Source organism: Azoarcus sp. KH32C, from assembly GCF_000349945.1.
Classification (GTDB): domain Bacteria; phylum Pseudomonadota; class Gammaproteobacteria; order Burkholderiales; family Rhodocyclaceae; genus Aromatoleum.
On record NC_020516.1, the window covers coordinates 3,766,002 to 3,785,063 of the forward strand.

The following is a 19,062-nucleotide window of genomic DNA, read 5'->3' on the forward strand; positions in this document are numbered from 1 at the left end:
GTTTTTGGCAGATTATTGCGTTGCATCCGCCACTCACGCGATAATACATCCTGTCAAACAAAATAACGGCAATCCCATGGAAGTCGATCGTTACGACCGCGAGATCCTGCGCGTCCTCCAGCAGGACGGACGCATCAGTAACCAGGACCTCGCCGACCGCATCGGCCTGTCGCCCTCCCCCTGCCTGCGTCGCGTGCGGGCGCTGGAGGAAGCGGGCTTCATCTCGGGCTACCGCGCGCAGGTCGACGCGAAGGCGCTCGGCCTGTCGCTGATGGCGCTGATCCAGATTTCGATGGACCAGCACACGCCGGAGCGCTTCAAGGACTTCGAGGCGGCGGTGCGGGACATCCCGGATGTCGTTGAATGTCTGCTGATCACGGGGCAATCCGCGGACTACCTGCTGAAAGTGGTCGTCAAGGACATGGACGCTTACCAGGAATTGCTGCTGAACCGCATCACCCGCATCTCGGGCGTGACGGGCGTGCATTCGAGCTTCGTGCTGCGGCGGGTCGTGGATAAGGGGGTGCTGCCGGTCGGAGATGCATAGGGGCGAACCGATCGGCAACGCCGGGGACTAATTGGCGGGACCCTTACCGGAGCCATCCATGCTGCAGATCGCGATCGTCGACGACCACGAGATTGTCCGCACCGGCTTCCGCGAGATCCTCTCGGAGGAGCTCGACATGCAGATCGCGTTCGAGGCGGCTTCGGGCGAGGATGCGCTGGAACGGCTGCGCGAGACGCCCTGCGACGTGGTGCTACTCGACATCGCCCTGCCCGGCCAGAGTGGCGTGGACGTGCTGCGGACGATCCGCCAGCACTACGACGCATTGGGGGTGCTGGTGCTGTCGGGCTTTCCCGAGGAGCGCTATGCGATTGCGATGCTGCGCAACGGGGCCGACGGGTATCTGTGCAAGGATTGCGACCACGAGGAGTTGGTGCGTGCGATCCGCACGGTCGCGTCCGGGCGACGCTATGTCTCGGCGCGGACGGCGGAGCTCCTCGCGGCCGAGGTGACGGGCGATGGCGCGGGGCTGCCGCACGAGCAGTTGTCAGAGCGGGAGCTGCAGGTCTTCCTGCGGCTCGCGAAGGGGGAATCCGTGTCCGATATCGCGGAATCGCTCGCGCTCAGCGTGAAGACCGTCAGCACCTACCGCTCGCGCGTCCTGGAAAAGCTCGACGTCGCGAGCAATGCGGAACTCGCGGCGTACGCGATCCATCACGGGCTCATCGTCGCGTAACGCACGGTCGCCGGCAGGCTCGCGACGATGCGTGTGCCGTCGCCGGGCATGCTGTCGACGTGGAGGTCGCCGCTCAGCATCTGCATGCGGTGGCGCATGCCGGCCATGCCGTGATGCCCCTTGGGGGCAGCCTCGGGTTCGAATCCGGTGCCGTCGTCCTCGATGATCAGACGCAGACTGTCGTGCAACGGCTGTAGCGCCAGCTTGACGTGGCGCGCGGCGGCATGGCGGCGGATATTGGTGAGCGCTTCCTGGGCGATGCGGAACAAGGCGAGCGCGGCGTCGGCGGGCAGGTCGAGGTCGGTGTCCGGCAGATCGAGCGTGACCTTCACGCCGGCGCCCTTGGCGAACTCGTCGCCGAGCGTGCGCAGCGCCGCGACGAGCCCCAGTTCCTGGAGCAAGGGCGGACGCAGGTCGTCGGTGATGCGGCGCTTGAGCGCGATGCCGCTTTCGATGGTGCTGATCAACCGGTCGAAGCGCTCGCGGTGCGGCACGAGGGCGGCCGGATCGAGCTTGCGCATGATCCATGCGATGTCCATCCGAGCGGCGGTCAGCAACGCGCCGAGTTCGTCGTGCAATTCACGCGCGAGATGCGCCTGTTCGGCTTCACGGGCGTTGGTGAGGTAGGTGGCGAGATCCGATAGCTCCGCCGTCCGCGCACGGACCAGGCTGTCGAGGCGCCGGTTCTCCTCGTGCAGCAACCCGGCGATCTGTTCGCGCAGGCGCACCTGCCGACGGAAGGTCACGAACAGGATCAGCAGCAGGACCAGCGCGCCGCCGGACAAGGTCGCGACGACCCAGCGCGTATGCTCGACGTGCTCGATCGACTCCTCCAGCGAACGCTGTCCGTGCGCGAGCGTGCGGCGCTTGACGTCCGCCAGCGTCTTGCGGATGCCATCCATGTAACGCCGGCCGTCCCCCGCCGCGGGCGCCTCGTCATCGACGCGTCCGCGCGCGACCTCGTCGGACATGATGCGCATCTTGAGCGCGATAAGTCCGGCGAGCTGGGCGAGGTCGCCTTCGCTGTGCTGCCAGGTCACCGGGTCCTGGCGCAGGTCCTCGAGGGTGTACTTCACGGTCGCGAGGCTGTTCAGGTAGGGCTCGAGGTAGGCGCGGTTGCGGGTAAGCAGGTAGCCGCGCACGCCGCTCTCGGCGTCGACGAGCTGGATCAGCATGCTGTCGAGCCGCCCGGTCCGTTCGGCCTGGAGCTGGAGTTCCTCCAGTGCATCGAGGCTGGCCCCTGCCTGCCCGAAACTCGATACGAGGAGCAGGACCACCAGCCCGCAGCCGAGCGCGAGCAAGGCGTGGCGGCCGTGGCGGGCGATGCGCTCGGCGAGGACGTCGGCACGAGTCGGTTTGATCAGTTTCATGACGAACCTCCGTGGCGGGCACGCTCCTCCCGCGTCTTCCTTGCAGGACTAGTCCTACACGCGATTCCGCCTCGTCCGACAGACGTCGGCCGTGCCGCTTCATACGATGAGTTTGGCTGACCGTGAATCACAAGGGATGCGAGGCAAAAGCCCGTCCCCGCCGCCGGCCCACCGAACACCATCTCATCTTCGTAGAGGAGAACCGTGATGAAAACCGCCCTCAGTATCGTTGCATTGGTACTCGCCGGTGCGCTGCCGCTCGGCGCAAACGGGGCCGATGCGACCAAGTCGGCACCGGCTACGGGTACCGGTTCCACGACCGGGCAAGTCACGCCGTCCCAGACCACGCCTTCCGCCACGACCCCCGCTGAACTGGGCAAGCCGGAAGTGCCGCCGCTGTTCAAGGAGTTGGACAAGAACAGGGACGGCCAGATCACCCGTGACGAGGCCAAGCGCTCGGCCGAAATCCTGAGCACCTTCGACTCGCTGGACACCGATCACAACGGAAAGGTTTCGCTGCTGGAATGGAATGCCGGTGAGATGCAGAAGCCGCATTCCAAGCAGTAAGCAATCGACAGAAGGAGCCCTTTCATGATCCGACAACTTCGAGCCGCATTAGTAAGCCTGCCGCTGCTGTTCTCGCCGCTTGCGTCGATGGCAGCCCAGGAGGCGCCGGATGCGCTGGTCAAGAACGTGACCGACGACGTGCTTTCGATCCTTAAGCAGGACAAGGACTTGCAGGCAGGCGACCATCGCAAGGCGATGTCGCTGATCGAGGACAAGGTCAGCCCGCACTTCGACTTCCCGCGCATGACGAGCCTGGCGGTCGGCCAAGGATGGCGGCAGGCGAACCCGGGCCAGCGTGAAGCGCTGACCCGCGAGTTCCGTACCTTGCTGGTCCGTACTTACGCGAACGCGCTGACGTCCTACCGCAACCAGACCGTCACGGTGAAGCCGTCGCCGGGCGCACCGAAGGACGGCGATACCTCGGTCCATACCGAGATCAACCAGCCCGGCACGAAGCCGATCGCGGTCGATTACCGGCTCGCCAAGAGCGGCGATACCTGGAAGGTCTTCGACGTCGCGATCGACAACGTCAGCCTGGTCACCAATTACCGCGGCAGCTTCGCCACGGAAATCTCCAAAGGCGGCCCTGACGGCCTGATCAAGAGCCTTCAGGACAAGAACCGCGGCGCACCGCCGCAACCCAGCAAGGGCTGAAGCACTTGATGCCCGAAGCTGAGCAGCAACAAGGAGGAAACATCATGCAAAGCATTACTCGAAGGTCTTTCGTGCTTGCCCTGCTCGCCACTGCCATGAGCACTGCCTGCAGCGCGGGCCCGACCAAGGAAAGCACCGGCGAATACCTCGATGACAGCGTGATCACGACCAAGGTCAAGAGTGCATTCGTCGCCGACAAGACCGTGAAGGCGATGGACATCAAGGTCGAGACCTTCAAGGGCGTCGTCCAGCTGTCCGGCTTTGCGAACTCGCAGACGGAAATCGACCGCGCCGTCGAAGTCGCGCGTGGCGTCAAGGGCGTGCAGTCGGTCAAGAACGATATCCGGCTGAAGAGCAGTCAGGGCTGAGGAGCATAGACCATGACATTCAAGACCATTCCCAGGGGCGTACTGGTCGCCCTGCTGACCATGCCGCTGCTCGCGGCGTGTGGCAAGGGCAAGGACGCGGGCATGTCGGCGCCGCCACCGCAAACGAGCACGCCGCCAGCCGCGTCCTCGCCGGCGACGCCGCCTCCGAGCACGACCGCACCGCCAGCCGAAGCGCCTTCGTCGACGGCACCTTCGACGACCGCCCCGTCGAGCAGTACCGAACAGGGGGGTTCAGCGCCCCGCTGACGACCGGCTGACGGCGCTGCGCCCCCCGATCCCGGATCGAACCGGAAGGAGGACATCATGAAACAGCTGATTTCCATTCTCGCGATTGTGACCGCTGCCTTTAGCGTCTCCGCCTGTTCCACCACCGGCGGCACCGTGCTCGGTGCCGCGGCCGGTGCGGGCGTAGGTAGCGCGGCGACCCACGGCTCCACCGCAGGCGCGGTGGGTGGCGCAGCCGTCGGCGGCATCATCGGTCACGAACTGAGCAAGTAAGGCTCAGTTCTCAACAACCGGACGCGCTCCTCGGAGCACGAGCCCCGGCCAGGCGCCGGGGCTTTTCTTTGGGCTGATTCGATACTTGAAGTATCGACAGAAACGATCTCTGCGGCAATTCATCCGGCCGGCATTCCTCCCTATCCTGCATCCAACCCCAATCAACGGCATCAGCCGAAACAGGAACAGGAGGAGACACCATGGCCCGCATGAGAGCAGTCGACGCCGCCGCAGCAGTGATGCGCAAGGAAGGCATCACGACGCTGTTCGGCATTCCCGGCGCAGCAATCAACCCGCTGTACTCCGCGATCCGCAAGGACGGCAGCTTCAAGCACTATCTCGCCCGCCACGTCGAGGGCGCCTCCCACATGGCCGAAGGCTACACCCGCACCAAGGCCGGCAACATCGGCGTGTGCATCGGCACCTCGGGCCCGGCGGGCACGGACATGATCACCGGCCTGTACTCCGCATCGGCCGATTCGATCCCCATCCTCTGCATCACCGGCCAGGCGCCGCGCGCCCGGCTCTACAAGGAGGACTTCCAGGCCGTCGATATCGAGTCGATCGCGAAGCCGGTGACCAAGTGGGCCGTGACCGTGCGCGAGCCGGCCCTGGTGCCGCGCGTCTTCCAGCAGGCCTTCCATCTGATGCGCTCCGGCCGCCCCGGCCCGGTGCTGATCGACCTGCCCTTCGACGTGCAGATGGCCGAGATCGAGTTCGACATCGACACCTACGAGCCGCTGCCGGTCTATAAGCCCGCCGCGACCCGTGCGCAGGCCGAGAAGGCGATCGCGATGATGAACGCCGCCGAACGCCCGCTGATCGTCTCGGGCGGCGGCGTGATCAACGCCGATGCCGCCGCGAAGTTGCAGCAGTTCGCCGAAATCATGGGCGTGCCGGTGATCCCGACGCTGATGGGCTGGGGCAGCATCCCCGACGACCATCCGCTGATGGTCGGCATGGTGGGCCTGCAGACGGCGCACCGCTACGGCAACGCGACGATGCTCGCCTCCGACTTCGTGATGGGCATCGGCAATCGCTGGGCGAACCGCCACACGGGCTCGGTCGAGGTCTATACGGAGGGGCGCAAGTTCGTGCATATCGACATCGAGCCGACGCAGATCGGCCGCGTGTTCGGGCCGGACTACGGCATCGTGTCGGACGCCGGCGCCGCACTCGACCGCCTGATCGAAGTGGCCCGCGAGATGAAGGCCGCGGGCCGCCTGCCGGACCGCCGCCAGTGGGTCGAGGAATGCCAGGGCCGCAAGCGCACGATGCTGCGCAAGACGCACTTCGAGGAAGTGCCGATGAAGCCGCAGCGCGTCTACGAAGAGATGAACAAGAGCTTCGGGAAGGACACCTGCTACGTCACCACGATCGGCCTGTCGCAGATCGCCGCCGCGCAGTTCCTGCATGTGTACAAGGAACGCCACTGGATCAACTGCGGCCAGGCCGGCCCGCTCGGCTGGACCGTGCCGGCAGCGCTTGGCGTGTGCGCAGCGGACCCGAAGCGCAAGGTCGTCGCGATCTCGGGCGACTACGACTTCCAGTTCATGATCGAGGAGCTGGCCGTGGGCGCGCAGTTCAAGCTGCCCTACATCCACGTCGTCGTGAATAACGCCTACCTCGGCCTGATCCGCCAGTCGCAGCGCGGCTTCGACATGGACTATTGCGTGCAGCTCGCGTTCGAGAACATCAACGCGCCGGAGACTGAAGGCTATGGCGTCGATCACATCGGTGTGGTCGAAGGCCTCGGCTGCAAGGCGATCCGTGTGCGCAAGCCCGAGGACATCCAGCCCGCGTTCGCCCAGGCCAAGGCGTGGATGGAGGAGTTCCGCGTGCCGGTGGTGGTCGAGATCATCCTCGAACGCGTCACCAACATCGCGATGGGCACCGAGATCAACGCGATCAATGAATTCGAGGCGCTTGCCGAAAGCCGCGACGACGCGCCGACCGCCATCGCCTTGCTCGACTGAATCCGGAGGAGACGAAAAAATGCCGAAGTTTGCTGCCAACCTGACGATGCTCTTCAACGAGGTCGCCTTCCTCGACCGCTTCGAGGCGGCCGCCGATGCCGGCTTCAAGGGCGTCGAATACCTCTTCCCCTACGCGTTCAAGAAGGAAGAACTCGCCGAGAAGCTGGAACGCTACGGCCTCACCCAGGTGCTGCACAACCTGCCGGCCGGCAACTGGGAAGCCGGTGAGCGCGGCATCGCCTGCGATCCGTCGCGCGTCGGCGAATTCCAAGACGGCGTCGGCCGCGCGATCGAGTATGCGCAGGCGCTCGGCTGCAAGCAGGTGAACTGCCTCGCCGGCAAGACGCCGGCCGGCATCGAGGCGGGGCGCGTCCGCGAGACCTTCATCGAGAACCTGCGCTTCGCCGCCGGCAAGCTGAAGGAAGCGGACATCCGCCTGCTGATGGAGCCGATCAACACCTACGACATCCCCGGTTTCTACCTGAACCGTACGGCGCAGGCGGCGGAGATCCTCGAAGCGGTCGGCTCGGACAACCTCTTTATCCAGTACGACATCTACCACGCGCAGCGCATGGAAGGCGAGCTCGCGAACACGATCGCGCGCTACCTGCCGCAGATCGCGCACATCCAGCTTGCGGACAACCCGGGCCGCAACGAGCCGGGCACGGGCGAGATCAACTACCGCTTCCTGTTCGACTTCATCGACCGCAGCAGCTACCAGGGCTGGATCGGCTGCGAGTACAAGCCGGCCGCCACTACCCGCGAAGGACTGGGCTGGATCGATGCGCTGACACGCTAAGCCCCCGCCCCGACAGAGACACCACGCATAAAGGAGAACACATCATGGCAAACATCGGATTCATCGGACTCGGCATCATGGGCGCGCCGATGGCCCAGCACCTCATCGACGGCGGCCACACGCTGTTCGTGAACACCCACGGCAAGATGCCGCGCCAGATCGTCGACGCCGGCGCGACCGTGTGCGAGACGGGCCGCGAAGTCGCCGAGAAGTCGGACTTCATCATACTGATGGTGCCCGACACGCCGAACGTCGAAGAGGCGCTGTTCGCCGCGAACGGCGTTGCTGCAGGCCTCACGCCGGGCAAGACCGTCATCGACATGAGCTCGATCAGCCCGGTCGCGACGAAGCAGTTCGCGCAGAAGATCAACGACCTCGGCTGCGAATACCTCGACGCGCCGGTCTCGGGCGGCCAGGTTGGCGCGAAGGCCGCGACGCTGTCGATCATGGTCGGCGGCAAGCACTCGACCTTCGAGAAGGCGCTGCCGATCCTGCAGTTGATGGGCAAGAACATCACGCTGGTCGGCAAGAACGGCGATGGCCAGACCTGCAAGGTCGCGAACCAGATCATCGTCGCGCTGAACATTGAGGCGGTCGCCGAGGCGCTCCTCTTCGCCGCGAAGAACGGCGCCGACCCGGCGCGCGTCCGCGAGGCGCTGATGGGTGGCTTCGCCTCGTCGCGCATCCTCGAAGTGCACGGCGAACGGATGATCAAGCGCGCCTTCGATCCGGGCTTCCGCATCGAGCTGCACCAGAAGGACCTCAACCTAGCGCTGAGCGTCGCGCGCCAGATCGGCATGTCGCTACCGAACACCGCGACCGCCCAGGAACTGTTCAATTCCTGCGCCGCCCACGGTGGCGCCGGCCGCGATCACTCGGCGATGGTGCAAGCGCTGGAGAAGATGGCGAACTTCGAGATTGGCCAGTAAGCATCTGCCTGGAAGGCAATACGCGTAATACCGGATGTTCCCCGCAGGGCTCGCGGGCGAACATCCGGCCCCGCTTTTCGCGGCGGACGAATGCCTTCCGGCCAGGTCAAACGAGTGCTCCAGTCCTTCGACCTCCCGTCATCCCATTTTCCGAACCGGATCCTGCCATGACCACTGAAGACGACATCCGCGCCCTGCTGCGCCAGATGTTCACCGCGGCGGTGGACGCCGCCCAGCCCGAGCGCTGCATTCCGCGCCACCTGCCGGCCCTGCCGAAAGGGCGGACGGTGGTCATCGGCGCCGGCAAGGCCTCGGCCGCGATGGCGCAGGCGCTGGAACGCCACTGGCCGGGCGACTTGTCCGGCCTCGTCGTGACCCGCTACGGCTACGCCGTGCCCTGCGAACGCATCACGATCGTCGAGGCCGCCCACCCGGTGCCCGACGCCGCGGGCCTTTCTGCGGCGCGCGCGATGCTGGAGACGGTGCAGGGACTCACCGAAGACGACCTCGTAATCTGCCTCATTTCGGGCGGCGGCTCGGCGCTGCTGCCGCTGCCCGCCAAAGGCATCACGCTCGAAGACAAGCAGGCGATCAACCGCGCGCTGCTGAAGTCCGGCGCGACGATCTCCGAGATGAACTGCGTGCGCCGCCACCTCTCGGCGATCAAGGGCGGACGCCTCGCCGCGGCCTGCCATCCGGCCCGCGTCGTCAATCTCCTGATCTCGGACGTGCCCGGCGACAACCCGATCGACATCGCCTCCGGCCCCACCGTCGGCGACCCGACGAGCTGCGCCGACGCGCTGGAGATCGTCGCGCGCTACGGCATCGACCTGCCGGAAGCCGCCCGCGCCATGCTCGAAAGCGGCGCCGGCGAAACCGTGAAACCCGGCGACGCCCGCCTCGCCCGCGTCACGACGACGCTCGTCGCGACCCCTCAAATGGCCCTCGAAGCAGCCGCGAAGATCGCCGCCTGCGCGGGCTACACGCCGGTCCTGCTCGGCGACAGCATCGAAGGCGAAGCGCGCGATGTCGGCAAGGTGATGGCCGGCATCGCGCTACAGGCCCGCCGCCACCGCCAGCCGGTCGCCGCGCCCTGCGTGCTGCTCTCCGGCGGCGAGACGACGGTAACCGTGCGCGGCAATGGCCGTGGCGGGCGCAACGTCGAGTTCCTGTTGTCGCTCGCAGTCGCGCTAGACGGCGAGCCGGGCGTGCATGCAGTCGCGGGCGACACCGACGGCGTGGACGGCCTCGAAGAGATCGCCGGCGCCTTCGTCACCCCCGACACCCTGAAGCGCGCATGGGCGCAGGGCATCCGCCCGCGCGATAGCCTCGCCAACAATGACGGTCACGGCTTCTTCGAAGCGCTCGGCGACTCGCTCGTGACCGGCCCGACGCTGACCAACGTCAACGATTTCCGCGCCATTCTCATTCGCTGAACGGCGCATTCTTCATCCATCCGGAGCCCATATGAAAACGATCAAAGCCCTCACCCTCGACGACGTCAAGCGCATCGCCGCCGCATCCGAAGCCGAGGCGGCCAATAACAAATGGGCCGTCAGCATTGCCGTCTGCGACGCCGGCGGTCACTTGCTGTGGCTGCAGCGCATGGACGGCGCTCCGGTGATGAGTGCGACGATCGCCCCCGACAAGGCCCGCGCGAGCGCCCTGTCGGGCAAACCCAGCAAGGCGCTCGAAGACATGGTCAATGGCGGCCGCTTCGCGGCGCTGCATATGCCGGTGGCGACACTCGAAGGCGCAGAACCGATTATCATCGACGGCACCGTGATCGGCGCGGTCGGCGTCTCGGGCGTCAAGGCGCCGGAAGACGCCCAGATTGCCCGCGCCGGCATCGCCGCCCTCGCCTAATCAATCTGCAACGTCGGGCGGACAATAATGATTCCCGCCCGACGAATCCCAAAGAACATCGAGGAGACACCCATGAGACGCCACCGCCAGTCGCGCATCCTCGCGACGCTCGGCCCATCGAGTTCCACCCCTGAACGCATCCGCGAACTGGTCGACGCCGGCGCGGACGTGTTCCGCCTCAACTTCAGCCACGGCAGCCATGCCGACCACGCCGAACGCCTGCGCCTGATCCGCGACATCGAGCGCGAGACCGGCCGCCCGATCGGCGTGCTGATGGACCTGCAGGGGCCGAAGCTGCGCATCGGCACGATGGCCGGCGGCAAAGTGACGCTCACGAACGGCAGCCGTTTCCGCCTCGACCTCGACCCCACGCCGGGCGATGCGACGCGCGCGACACTGCCCCACCCCGAGATCTTCGCCGCGCTCGAAACCGGTACCGAGCTGCTGCTCGACGACGGCAAGCTGCGCCTGCGCGTGGACGCCTTCGGCCCGGACTTCGCGGAAACGACGGTGCTCGTCGGCGGGCCGCTGTCGGATCGCAAGGGCGTCAATGTTCCGGGCGTCGTGCTGCCGATCTCGCCGCTGACCGCCAAGGACCGCGCCGACCTCGACTACGGCCTGTCGCTCGGCGTCGACTGGGTGGCGCTGTCCTTCGTGCAGCGCCCCGAGGATATCCGCGAGGCGCGAGAAATCGTCGGCGACCGCGCATGGATCATGGCCAAGCTCGAAAAACCCTCGGCGATCGACCGCCTCGACGATATCGTCGCGCTCGCCGACGGCGTGATGGTCGCGCGCGGCGACCTCGGCGTCGAACTGCCGCCCGAGCGCGTTCCGATGCTGCAAAAGCAGATCGTGCGCAGCGCCCGCAGCGCCGGCCGGCCGGTCGTCGTCGCGACCCAGATGCTCGAATCGATGATCTCGTCGCCCGTGCCGACACGTGCCGAAGCCTCCGACGTCGCGACCGCGATCTACGACGGCGCCGACGCGGTGATGCTCTCCGCAGAATCCGCGTCCGGCCAGTTCCCGGTCGAAGCCGTGACGATCATGGACCGCATCATCCGACAGGTCGAAGAGGATCCCGCCTGGCGGACAAGCCTCGAAGCGAGCCACGTCCCGCCCGAAGCCAATACGCCCGATGCGATCTGCTGCGCGCTGCGCCGCGTCACCGCCCTGCTCTCGCCGGCCGCGACCGTCGCCTACTCCAGCAGCGGCTTCAGCTGCCTGCGCGCGAGCCGCGAACGCCCCGCGACGCCGATCCTCGGCCTGACGCCGCATCTCGCCACCGCCCGCCGACTCGCGCTGGTGTGGGGCGTGCATCCCGTGCCCTTCGAGGACGTCCATGACGTCGGCGAAATGGTCGAGCACGCCCAGACCGCCGCCGTGACGCACGAGTTCGCGCAGCCCGGCGACGACATCGTCGTCATCGCCGGCCTCCCCTTCGGTCGCAGCGGCAGCACCAACCTGCTGCATATCGTGAAGATCCCGGATTGAGACTGCGGCCCGGGCGCACTCCGCGTCCGGGCACTAAGCAATCGCTGCTCCTGTCGACTACATCGGAAGTACACACTCCCGTTTCCGTCGCCAAGGAGAAAAAGATGAAAGACACGGCCACGCTCGCAGTCCGCCTGATGCTCGCGCTGATGTTCCTCATCGCCGGCTGGGGCAAACTCGGCGCCGGATACGCCGGCACGCAGCAGTACATGGCATCGGCGGGCCTTCCCGGCATGCTGCTGCCGCTCGTCATCTTCGCCGAACTCGGCGGCGGTCTCGCCGTCGTGATCGGTCTCTTCACCCGCCTCGCCGCGCTCGGCCTCGCCTTGTTCACCGTGCTCGCGGCACTCTTCTTCCACACCAATTTCGCCGACCCGATGCAGAGCATCATGTTCATGAAGAACATCGCGATCGCCGGCGGATTGCTCCTCCTGGCCGTCCACGGCCCCGGCAGTTACAGTATCGACGCCACGCTGCGACACCGGACCTAGCAACACCTCCGGTTCGCATGCCATCGCGCCCGCGAGGAGCGGTTGCGTCCGGCTGTCTGTAACATGCCCATGCATCCCTGCGACCCCATGGAGGAAATGACGCCGTGACGACGATCCGACTTCTCGCGATGCCCGGCAGCGCCCGCCGCGAATCCCTGAATCGCCGCCTGTTGAAGATTCTCGTCCGCGGAGCCGAACAGGCCGGCGCGACGGTGACGGTCTACGAGCCGCGCGACAACGAAATGCCGCTCTACGACGGCGACCTCGAAGCTGCCGAAGGCATCCCCGCCGCCGCGGCGCGCCTGCAGACCCTGTTCTCGGAACACCACGGCCTGCTGCTCGCCACGCCCGAGTACAACGGCTTCTTTCCCCCGCTCGTGAAGAACACCTTCGACTGGCTGTCGCGGCCGATTCCCGACGGCTCGGGCAAGCCCGGCACGATCCATGTGCGCGGCAAGCCTGCCGGCATGGTCGCGGCGTCCCCCGGCGCGCTCGGCGGCATCCGCTCGCTGCAGCACAGCCGGCAATACCTGTCGAACCTGGGCTTCCTCGTCGTGCCCGATCAGGTCGGTGTGCCGAAGGCCGATTCGGCGTTCGATGCCGAGGGCGAACTCATCGACGCGCGGGTCCGTGCTTCGGTCGAAGGCGTCGGCGCCTCGGTCGCGCGCCTCGCGGCCAAGCTCGCCGCAATGAGCGGCTGATCGACGGGCGCCGGCAGCGGCACGAATTCCGGCGCGGGCAGCGCCGGCGCGCCCCGCCAGCGCACGATCTCCATGCGGCCGTCGGCATGCTCGACGATCGCGCTGCAGCTATCGACCCAGTCGCCGCAGTTCATGTAACGCACGCCTTCGATCTCGTGGTCGGCGGCCCAGTGGATATGCCCGCAGACCACGCCGTCGAAGCCGCGGCGACGCGTCGCATGCGCAATTGACGACTCGAAGTCGAAGATGAAATTCACCGCCCGCTTGACCTTCTGCTTCGCGTAGCCCGCGAGCGACCAGTAGCCCGGCCGCCGCAGCACGCGACGCACGAAGGACAGCCAGTGGTTGATCCGCACCAGCGCGTTGTAGCCCACGTCGCCGAGTACCGCGACCCAGCGATGATGGCGCGTCACCTGGTCGTACTCGTCGCCATGCACCAGCCAATAGCGCCGCCCGTCGGCCGCCTCATGCACCCATTCGGACTCGACGCGGATGTCGCCGAAGGCGATGCCGTCGTACTGGCGCAGCGCCTCGTCGTGATTGCCGGGGATAAAGAACACCTTGCAGCCCTGCCGCGCGCGCCGCAGGACCTTCTGCACGACGGTGTTCTGCGCCGCCGACCACTGGATGCTGCGGTTCATCGCCCAGAAGTCGACGATGTCTCCCACCATGTACAGGTATTCCGACGGATGCTCGCGCAGGAATTCGAGCAGCGGTTCGGCTTGACAGGCGCGCGTACCGAGGTGCACGTCGGAGATGAATACGGAGCGGACCTGTGGCACGACCAGCCTCCTATCTCACCGTCGCCTTGAAGGACAGGAAATCACTTCCCCAGGCCGGCCCCTCGTTCACCACGCCTTGCAGCGCCGCCGCGAAGCGGTCGTGGATGCGTTCCCAATCGAGCATGCGGCTGCGCGTGCAGCCCGATTCCGCGAGCGCTCGGCGCAGCGCCGGGTCCTCGGCCGCGCGGCAGGCTTCGCGCACGAAAGCGGCTTCGTCGCCCGGCGGTGCGACCAGGCCGTCGCGCCCGGCGCGGATCACCTCGGCCGCCGCCGCGCAGTCGTACGCGACCACGCACAAGCCGCTCGCCATCGCCTCCAGCGTCACGTTGCCCCAGGTCTCGGAGAGGCTCGGGAACAGGAAGAGGTCGCCCGACGCATAGTGCGCCGCGAGATCCGCACCGGTGCGCATGCCCGCGAAGATCACGTCGGGACGGCTATCCTGCAGCGACTTGCGCAGCGGTCCGTCGCCGACGATCACGAGCCGCGCATCCGGCCGCTTGGTCCGGGTCGCGTCGAAGGCGGCGAGCACCAGCGGCAGATTCTTCTCCGGCGCGACGCGGCCGACATACACGGCCACGAGCCCGTCTTTTCCGACGCCCCAGGCTTCGCGCAACGCACGGCTGCGCCGCTCGGGGTTGAAGAGCAGGGTATCGACCCCGCGCGCAATCACTTCCACCCTGCGGTAGCCGCGCGCCCGCAGATCCTGCGCGATCGCCCGCGACGGCACGAAGGTCACGGCCGTGCGGTTGTGCATGCGCTTCAACCACGCCGCGACCGGGCGCTCCAGCCAGCCGACACCGTAGTGCGAGCTGTAGTTGTCGAATCGCGTGTGGAAATCAGAGGTGACGGGGATGCCGAGCCGCGCCGCCGCCGACACCGCGGACCAGCCGAGCGGCCCTTCGGTCGCGACATGCACCAGGTCGGGCCGCTGGCGCGACCACAGACGGAAGAGCCTCGCGCGCGCCGGCAAGCCGAAGCGCAGTCCGTCGTACTTGGGAATCTTCATCCCCGGCGACAAGACTTCCTGAAAGCCGGGCTGATCGGCCGCCTGGTCCGAGAGCGTTTGCTTCGGGCGCACGAGCTGCACGCGATGCCCGCGAGCGATCAGGCCATCGACCATCCGGCCGAGCGTCATCGCAACGCCGTTCACCTCCGGCGCCCAGGTTTCGGTCACCAGGGCGATCCGCAAGGAGGGCCGCAGGCAGCGTTCTTCGGTCACGAAATCGACGTCTTTCATGAACCCGAAGGCTAGAAGACGGATACGAAATATTCGTGACCGATCGGTGAAGCCTGTGTTACATCTTGGGCATGAAGATTTCAGCCCGCCTCTCCCTCACCGCCCTCACGCTCGCCGCCACGCTGGCTGCCGGATGCAGCCGCCTCACGGTCGAGAACTACGACAAGATCCGCGTCGGCATGCGCTACGACGAGGTCAAGCAAGTGCTCGGCGCGCCGGACAAGTGCAGCGACGTCCTCGCGGTCAAGACCTGCAAGTGGAGCGACGACAACCGCCACATCCAGGTGAACTTCGTCGCCGACCAGGTGGTGCTGTTCACCTCCGAGAACCTGCGCTAACGAGTCTCCGGGCACCCACCCGTGCCCCGGGGGTCGAGGCCGGGCGCCCGCGTGTCCGGCTGATGTAACTGTCGGTTCTGTGCCGATTGCACCGCCGGGTGCGGTCGTCTCCGGCCACGCATCCCCAGCGCGCTGATCGCCAGCAGCGCGACCGCGATCAACAGCATGCCGGTCCCTTCGGCCAGAGACGGGCGTTCGCCCAGCTCGATCCAGCCCGCCAGCACGCCGATCGCCGGCACGGCGAGCGACGACAGCCCCGCCATCCCCGCCGGCAGCCGATCGAGGACGTACAGCCACAGGAGCCACGCGAGGCCGGTGGCGAACAGCGCGCAGTAGACCAGCGCACCGACGAAATAGGGAGTTACCTCCACCGGACGCGACGGCACCAGCCACGCAACCGCACACAGCACGAGCGAACCGAGCAGCATCTGCCACGCAGTCAGCGACAGCAGATCGACCTCCGCCCCCGCACGCAGCCGTTTCGCGACCACCGCACTCGCTGCCCATGCAGAGCCCGCGACCACGCCGAGCACGGTGCTCATCGCACTTCCGTGCATCTCCCACGGCTCGAGCACGAGCAGCAGCCCTGCCAGCGCCACGCCGTTCGCCAACCACTGGGCACCGCGCATGCGCTCGCCGAGGAACATCCACGCCATCGGCATCAGCCAGAACGGCATCGTGTAGACGAGCACCGCCGTCTTGCCGGCCCCGCCGCTGACCAGCGCCCACTGGATCATTCCGGTGAAGGCCGCCGTCTGCAGCAGGCCCAGCCACAGCGTCGGCAGCGGCGCGACCAGGCGCAGCGAACGGCGTCGAACCGCCAGCACGGCGAAGAGCGCCAGCGCGCCGATCAGCGTGCGTAACGCGGAGAAATCGAAGGGACCGACGTAGCGCATCACCTGCTTCATGACGACCCAGTTGTAGCCCCAGATCACGGACATCAGGACCATGGCTGCGCTGGCGAGAAGCAGGCTTCGGTTGCGGTTCATCGGTGGGCGTCCGGCAATGGGTAAGCGAGGTTTGCGAGAGGGTTGGCGAAGAGCGGGCCGGGAAGCCGGCCACTGACATGTCAGCTAAAACATCATTGTAAGCAATTTACTCCATTTTTTGCCGACAAACCTTTTACAAACCGTAAATAACTCCATGTTGAGCTAATGCAGCCTATCGACCCTGTCGGCTGGCGGTCGTTCCGGTCAGGTCACCGGTCAACCCGCACGCACCGTTTCGAGGCTTTTCAAGGCCCCAACTTGGACACCAACGCACACTAACGGTGCGCATTGCACAGTCAAATGCACCACTACCGTGCCTCTCGCGCCGCATTTTCGTGCATTGATTTTGTAACTGATTGATTTTACGCACTACTAAATCTGGCACATCCGTTGCTTTTACGCACCAGTTCAGCCACTGGAGCACATTAATGGAGCAGTTCAAGACCTCTGCGGATGTCCTTTTCGTATTGCTGGGCGCCATCATGGTGCTCGCAATGCACGCAGGCTTCGCTTTCCTCGAAGTCGGGACCGTCCGCGACAAGAATCAAGTCAATGCGCTGGTAAAAATCCTCAGCGACTTCGCGATGTCGACCGTCGCTTACTTCGCCATAGGCTACGGCCTCGCCTACGGCACGACCTTCTTCGTCGGCGCCGACAAGTTGGTTGCAGACTCGGGCTACGAGCTGGTCAAGTTCTTCTTCCTGCTGACCTTTGCCGCGGCGATTCCCGCGATCATCTCGGGCGGCATCGCCGAGCGCGCGCGCTTCGTCCCCCAGCTCATCGCCACCTTCTTCATCGTCGGCTTCCTCTACCCCTTCTTCGAAGGCGTGATCTGGAACGGCAACTTCGGCTTCCAGGACTGGCTGGAATCGGCCTTCGGCGCCAAGTTCCACGACTTCGCCGGCAGCGTCGTCGTGCATTCCTTCGGCGGCTGGATCGCGCTGCCTGCGGTGCTCCTGCTCGGTGCCCGCCGCGGCCGCTACCACAAGAACGGCGCCATCGCTGCGCACCCGCCCTCAAGCATCCCCTTCCTCGCGCTCGGCGCGTGGATCCTCGCCGTGGGGTGGTTCGGCTTCAACGTGATGAGCGCGCAGCGTCTCGAAACCGCCAACGGCCTCGTCGCGATCAACTCGCTGATGGCGATGGTCGGCGGCACGCTTGCGGCGCTCGCCGCCGGACGCAACGACCCGGGCTTCGTCCATAACGGCCCGCTCGCCGGCCTCGTTGCAGTCTGCGCGGGCTCCGACCTGATGCACCCGATTGGTGCGCTCGTTGTCGGCGCGATCGCGGGCGTGCTCTTCGTCCAGTTCTTCACCTTCGCGCAGAACCGCCTGAAGATCGACGACGTACTCGGCGTGTGGCCGCTGCATGGGCTGTGCGGCACCTGGGGCGGCATCGCCGCCGGCATCTTCGGCAGCCAGTCGCTCGGCGGCATCGGCGGCGTGAGCCTCGGCGCGCAGACCGTCGGCACCCTCGCCGGCATCGTCATCGCGCTGATCGGCGGCGCTGTGATCTACGGCGTCATCCGCGCGACCGTCGGCATCCGCCTCGACCCCGAACAGGAATACATGGGCGCCGACCTCGCACTCCACAAGGTATCGGCGACGCCGGAACACGAAACCTCGTGGTAAGGCGTTTGCAAGACGCAATTAAGTGAAAATGGCGCGGCCGAGGTCGCGCCATTTTCTTTGCGCAATACCCCGTCCGGTCTCGTCGCGGAGGGTCGCGCCGCTGTGGCTGAAAAACGCCTATCATTCGCGCACGCTGCCCAGACGCCCAACGGCCCGCTTCATGCAACTCGATCTGTTCGCCGACAGCCGCGGCGCCATCCTCCGCACCAAGCTCCTCGACGCACTGCGTGCCCGCGACCGCGCGGCCGGGCGCAAGGCGTGCGCGCGGCTCGCCGCCGAGTCTCCGCAGGACGCGCTGCTCGCCCCTGCGACGCTGCTGCTCGACCAGCTCGGGCGCCGTCTCCGGCCTTTCAACGACGCGCCCGCCGCTCAACGGGCGATCGACCGCATCGAGCGTGAAGTCGCTCCGGCCGCCCTGCAGGTGTTCGGTCCGGCGAAGGCCGACGAGTGGTTGGCTCCGCTCTGGCTGGCGCTCGCCGACGCGATGGCGGCGCTGCCCTTCGATCCCGAGGCCCCCGACGCGCACGCCGCGGGCGTCCTTGTCCGCATGCGCCAATGGCAGCGGGCGCGCGCGGCCGCCGAAACGATCGCCTCCTGGCGCAGCTTCCCGCGGCCGCTGTCGTGGATGAGCCGCATCACGTTCGAGCTCGACGGCCTGGAAGCCGCCTGGCCGCTGCTCGCCGAGCTCGCCTGGCTCGATCCGGCGGGCTTCGCCGCCCTCGCCCGCGGTATCGCGGCGCCTTCGCTGGCGCGTCTGCTGCGCGAGTTCGACCGCGACTTCGTCGCCGGCGACGACACCGATTTCGCCTGGTTTCCCGCGTGGGCGCAACTCGCCGACCCGGGGCTCGCATCCGCCCTGCGCGACGCGCGGACTTGCGAGAACGGAGCGCCCGAGCAGGCCGCGCGGACGGTCATGCAGCTGCTGAACCTCGAACGCCAGGGCCGCCAGTATGAAGCCGCCGCCAAGCAGAAGGCGCTGCGCGGCCTGCACGAAGAATTGTTCGCACGCTACATGGCGACGCGAGGCTGACGTCGATCTGTCGGCTTGCCCCGACCTCATTCGAAAACTATCCTGAAAGCATAGAGAGCGTCGTCATCCATCTGGAATCGGCC

At 66.6% G+C, this 19,062-nt stretch carries 21 protein-coding genes and 1 pseudogene; 17 read left to right on the forward strand and 5 right to left on the reverse strand.

The window, feature by feature from the left end; all coding sequences use genetic code 11:
• Positions 1–76 precede the first annotated feature (76 nt).
• A complete protein-coding gene (locus tag AZKH_RS16750; RefSeq protein ID WP_015436978.1) occupies positions 77–547 on the forward strand; it encodes an Lrp/AsnC family transcriptional regulator in 471 nt (156 codons plus the stop codon).
• A 58-nt stretch (positions 548–605) separates the two neighbouring features.
• Entirely contained in the window at positions 606–1,241 is a 636-nt protein-coding gene (locus tag AZKH_RS16755; protein ID WP_015436979.1) for a response regulator transcription factor, read from the forward strand.
• Here the strand turns inward: AZKH_RS16755 and AZKH_RS16760 are convergent.
• A complete protein-coding gene (locus AZKH_RS16760; RefSeq protein WP_015436980.1) occupies positions 1,220–2,611 on the reverse strand; it encodes a CHASE3 domain-containing protein in 1,392 nt (463 codons plus the stop codon). The genes AZKH_RS16755 and AZKH_RS16760 overlap by 22 nt on opposite strands.
• A 207-nt stretch (positions 2,612–2,818) precedes the next feature.
• On the opposite strand from AZKH_RS16760, the gene AZKH_RS16765 reads away from it, so the two are divergent.
• Genes AZKH_RS16765 through AZKH_RS16775 form a run of 3 tightly spaced genes read left to right on the forward strand, consistent with a single transcriptional unit; the run spans position 2,819 to position 4,200 of the window.
• On the forward strand, positions 2,819–3,178 hold the full coding sequence (locus AZKH_RS16765; RefSeq protein WP_015436981.1) for an EF-hand domain-containing protein: 360 nt from the start codon (positions 2,819–2,821) through the stop codon (positions 3,176–3,178).
• 24 nt (positions 3,179–3,202) lie between these two features.
• Complete coding sequence (locus AZKH_RS16770) at positions 3,203–3,832, forward strand: phospholipid-binding protein MlaC (RefSeq protein WP_015436982.1); 630 nt, start codon at positions 3,203–3,205, stop codon at positions 3,830–3,832.
• Positions 3,833–3,876: 44 nt separating this feature from the next.
• Positions 3,877–4,200, forward strand: a complete 324-nt coding sequence (locus AZKH_RS16775) for a BON domain-containing protein (RefSeq protein WP_015436983.1) — start codon at positions 3,877–3,879, stop codon at positions 4,198–4,200.
• On the opposite strand, the gene AZKH_RS16780 is transcribed toward AZKH_RS16775, so the two are convergent.
• On the reverse strand, positions 4,191–4,526 hold the full coding sequence (locus AZKH_RS16780) for a hypothetical protein (protein WP_041656314.1): 336 nt from the start codon (positions 4,524–4,526) through the stop codon (positions 4,191–4,193). The two genes, AZKH_RS16775 and AZKH_RS16780, sit on opposite strands and share 10 nt — an antisense overlap.
• Between AZKH_RS16780 and AZKH_RS16785 the strand changes: the two genes are divergently transcribed.
• The 9 genes and pseudogenes from AZKH_RS16785 to AZKH_RS27700 all read left to right on the forward strand — a co-directional run.
• Positions 4,525–4,719, forward strand: coding sequence for a glycine zipper 2TM domain-containing protein (locus AZKH_RS16785; RefSeq protein WP_041656316.1), 195 nt, complete (start codon positions 4,525–4,527; stop codon positions 4,717–4,719). The two genes, AZKH_RS16780 and AZKH_RS16785, sit on opposite strands and share 2 nt — an antisense overlap.
• A gap of 200 nt (positions 4,720–4,919) precedes the next feature.
• Complete coding sequence (gene gcl / locus AZKH_RS16790) at positions 4,920–6,695, forward strand: glyoxylate carboligase (RefSeq protein ID WP_015436984.1); 1,776 nt, start codon at positions 4,920–4,922, stop codon at positions 6,693–6,695.
• Between the two features lie 19 nt (positions 6,696–6,714).
• The gene (gene hyi, locus AZKH_RS16795; RefSeq protein ID WP_015436985.1) at positions 6,715–7,494 is read left to right on the forward strand and encodes a hydroxypyruvate isomerase; all 780 of its coding nucleotides are present in this window, start codon (positions 6,715–6,717) and stop codon (positions 7,492–7,494) included.
• A gap of 44 nt (positions 7,495–7,538) precedes the next feature.
• The gene (locus AZKH_RS16800; RefSeq protein ID WP_015436986.1) at positions 7,539–8,423 is read left to right on the forward strand and encodes a 2-hydroxy-3-oxopropionate reductase; all 885 of its coding nucleotides are present in this window, start codon (positions 7,539–7,541) and stop codon (positions 8,421–8,423) included.
• 167 nt (positions 8,424–8,590) lie between these two features.
• Entirely contained in the window at positions 8,591–9,859 is a 1,269-nt protein-coding gene (locus AZKH_RS16805) for a glycerate kinase (protein WP_015436987.1), read from the forward strand.
• A 31-nt stretch (positions 9,860–9,890) separates the two neighbouring features.
• On the forward strand, positions 9,891–10,289 hold the full coding sequence (locus AZKH_RS16810) for a heme-binding protein (RefSeq protein ID WP_015436988.1): 399 nt from the start codon (positions 9,891–9,893) through the stop codon (positions 10,287–10,289).
• A gap of 72 nt (positions 10,290–10,361) precedes the next feature.
• Complete coding sequence (gene pyk / locus AZKH_RS16815) at positions 10,362–11,780, forward strand: pyruvate kinase (protein WP_015436989.1); 1,419 nt, start codon at positions 10,362–10,364, stop codon at positions 11,778–11,780.
• 104 nt (positions 11,781–11,884) lie between these two features.
• Positions 11,885–12,271, forward strand: coding sequence for a DoxX family protein (locus AZKH_RS16820; protein WP_015436990.1), 387 nt, complete (start codon positions 11,885–11,887; stop codon positions 12,269–12,271).
• 128 nt (positions 12,272–12,399) lie between these two features.
• Positions 12,400–12,795 (forward strand): annotated as a pseudogene (locus AZKH_RS27700) (NADPH-dependent FMN reductase); the annotation flags it as partial.
• 38 nt (positions 12,796–12,833) lie between these two features.
• Here AZKH_RS27700 and AZKH_RS16825 read toward each other — a convergent pair.
• Entirely contained in the window at positions 12,834–13,754 is a 921-nt protein-coding gene (locus tag AZKH_RS16825) for a UDP-2,3-diacylglucosamine diphosphatase (RefSeq protein ID WP_015436991.1), read from the reverse strand.
• Between the two features lie 10 nt (positions 13,755–13,764).
• Entirely contained in the window at positions 13,765–14,991 is a 1,227-nt protein-coding gene (locus tag AZKH_RS16830) for a glycosyltransferase family 1 protein (protein ID WP_015436992.1), read from the reverse strand.
• Between the two features lie 71 nt (positions 14,992–15,062).
• On the opposite strand from AZKH_RS16830, the gene AZKH_RS16835 reads away from it, so the two are divergent.
• Complete coding sequence (locus AZKH_RS16835) at positions 15,063–15,329, forward strand: lipoprotein (protein ID WP_041656317.1); 267 nt, start codon at positions 15,063–15,065, stop codon at positions 15,327–15,329.
• Here the strand turns inward: AZKH_RS16835 and AZKH_RS16840 are convergent.
• A complete protein-coding gene (locus AZKH_RS16840) occupies positions 15,326–16,318 on the reverse strand; it encodes a DMT family transporter (RefSeq protein ID WP_015436994.1) in 993 nt (330 codons plus the stop codon). The genes AZKH_RS16835 and AZKH_RS16840 overlap by 4 nt on opposite strands.
• A 428-nt stretch (positions 16,319–16,746) precedes the next feature.
• Between AZKH_RS16840 and AZKH_RS16845 the strand changes: the two genes are divergently transcribed.
• Positions 16,747–17,949, forward strand: coding sequence for an ammonium transporter (locus AZKH_RS16845; protein ID WP_015436995.1), 1,203 nt, complete (start codon positions 16,747–16,749; stop codon positions 17,947–17,949).
• Between the two features lie 160 nt (positions 17,950–18,109).
• Entirely contained in the window at positions 18,110–18,979 is an 870-nt protein-coding gene (locus AZKH_RS16850; protein ID WP_015436996.1) for a hypothetical protein, read from the forward strand.
• Positions 18,980–19,062: the final 83 nt, after the last annotated feature.

Excerpts from the sequence above, each read along its gene's own strand:
- hyi (WP_015436985.1), top strand. The coding sequence starts at position 6,715 with ATGCCGAAGTTTGCTGCCAACCTGACGATGCTCTTCAACGAGGTCGCC.
- AZKH_RS16800 (WP_015436986.1), top strand. The coding sequence starts at position 7,539 with ATGGCAAACATCGGATTCATCGGACTCGGCATCATGGGCGCGCCGATG.
- AZKH_RS16805 (WP_015436987.1), top strand. The coding sequence starts at position 8,591 with ATGACCACTGAAGACGACATCCGCGCCCTGCTGCGCCAGATGTTCACC.
- AZKH_RS16840 (WP_015436994.1), bottom strand. The coding sequence starts at position 16,318 with ATGAACCGCAACCGAAGCCTGCTTCTCGCCAGCGCAGCCATGGTCCTG.
- AZKH_RS16830 (WP_015436992.1), bottom strand. The coding sequence starts at position 14,991 with ATGAAAGACGTCGATTTCGTGACCGAAGAACGCTGCCTGCGGCCCTCC.
- AZKH_RS16835 (WP_041656317.1), top strand. The coding sequence starts at position 15,063 with ATGAAGATTTCAGCCCGCCTCTCCCTCACCGCCCTCACGCTCGCCGCC.
- AZKH_RS16845 (WP_015436995.1), top strand. The coding sequence starts at position 16,747 with ATGGAGCAGTTCAAGACCTCTGCGGATGTCCTTTTCGTATTGCTGGGC.
- AZKH_RS16750 (WP_015436978.1), top strand. The coding sequence starts at position 77 with ATGGAAGTCGATCGTTACGACCGCGAGATCCTGCGCGTCCTCCAGCAG.
- AZKH_RS16770 (WP_015436982.1), top strand. The coding sequence starts at position 3,203 with ATGATCCGACAACTTCGAGCCGCATTAGTAAGCCTGCCGCTGCTGTTC.
- gcl (WP_015436984.1), top strand. The coding sequence starts at position 4,920 with ATGGCCCGCATGAGAGCAGTCGACGCCGCCGCAGCAGTGATGCGCAAG.
- AZKH_RS16760 (WP_015436980.1), bottom strand. The coding sequence starts at position 2,611 with ATGAAACTGATCAAACCGACTCGTGCCGACGTCCTCGCCGAGCGCATC.
- pyk (WP_015436989.1), top strand. The coding sequence starts at position 10,362 with ATGAGACGCCACCGCCAGTCGCGCATCCTCGCGACGCTCGGCCCATCG.
- AZKH_RS16785 (WP_041656316.1), top strand. The coding sequence starts at position 4,525 with ATGAAACAGCTGATTTCCATTCTCGCGATTGTGACCGCTGCCTTTAGC.
- AZKH_RS16765 (WP_015436981.1), top strand. The coding sequence starts at position 2,819 with ATGAAAACCGCCCTCAGTATCGTTGCATTGGTACTCGCCGGTGCGCTG.
- AZKH_RS16820 (WP_015436990.1), top strand. The coding sequence starts at position 11,885 with ATGAAAGACACGGCCACGCTCGCAGTCCGCCTGATGCTCGCGCTGATG.
- AZKH_RS16775 (WP_015436983.1), top strand. The coding sequence starts at position 3,877 with ATGCAAAGCATTACTCGAAGGTCTTTCGTGCTTGCCCTGCTCGCCACT.
- AZKH_RS16780 (WP_041656314.1), bottom strand. The coding sequence starts at position 4,526 with ATGATGTCCTCCTTCCGGTTCGATCCGGGATCGGGGGGCGCAGCGCCG.
- AZKH_RS16755 (WP_015436979.1), top strand. The coding sequence starts at position 606 with ATGCTGCAGATCGCGATCGTCGACGACCACGAGATTGTCCGCACCGGC.
- AZKH_RS16850 (WP_015436996.1), top strand. The coding sequence starts at position 18,110 with ATGCAACTCGATCTGTTCGCCGACAGCCGCGGCGCCATCCTCCGCACC.
- AZKH_RS16810 (WP_015436988.1), top strand. The coding sequence starts at position 9,891 with ATGAAAACGATCAAAGCCCTCACCCTCGACGACGTCAAGCGCATCGCC.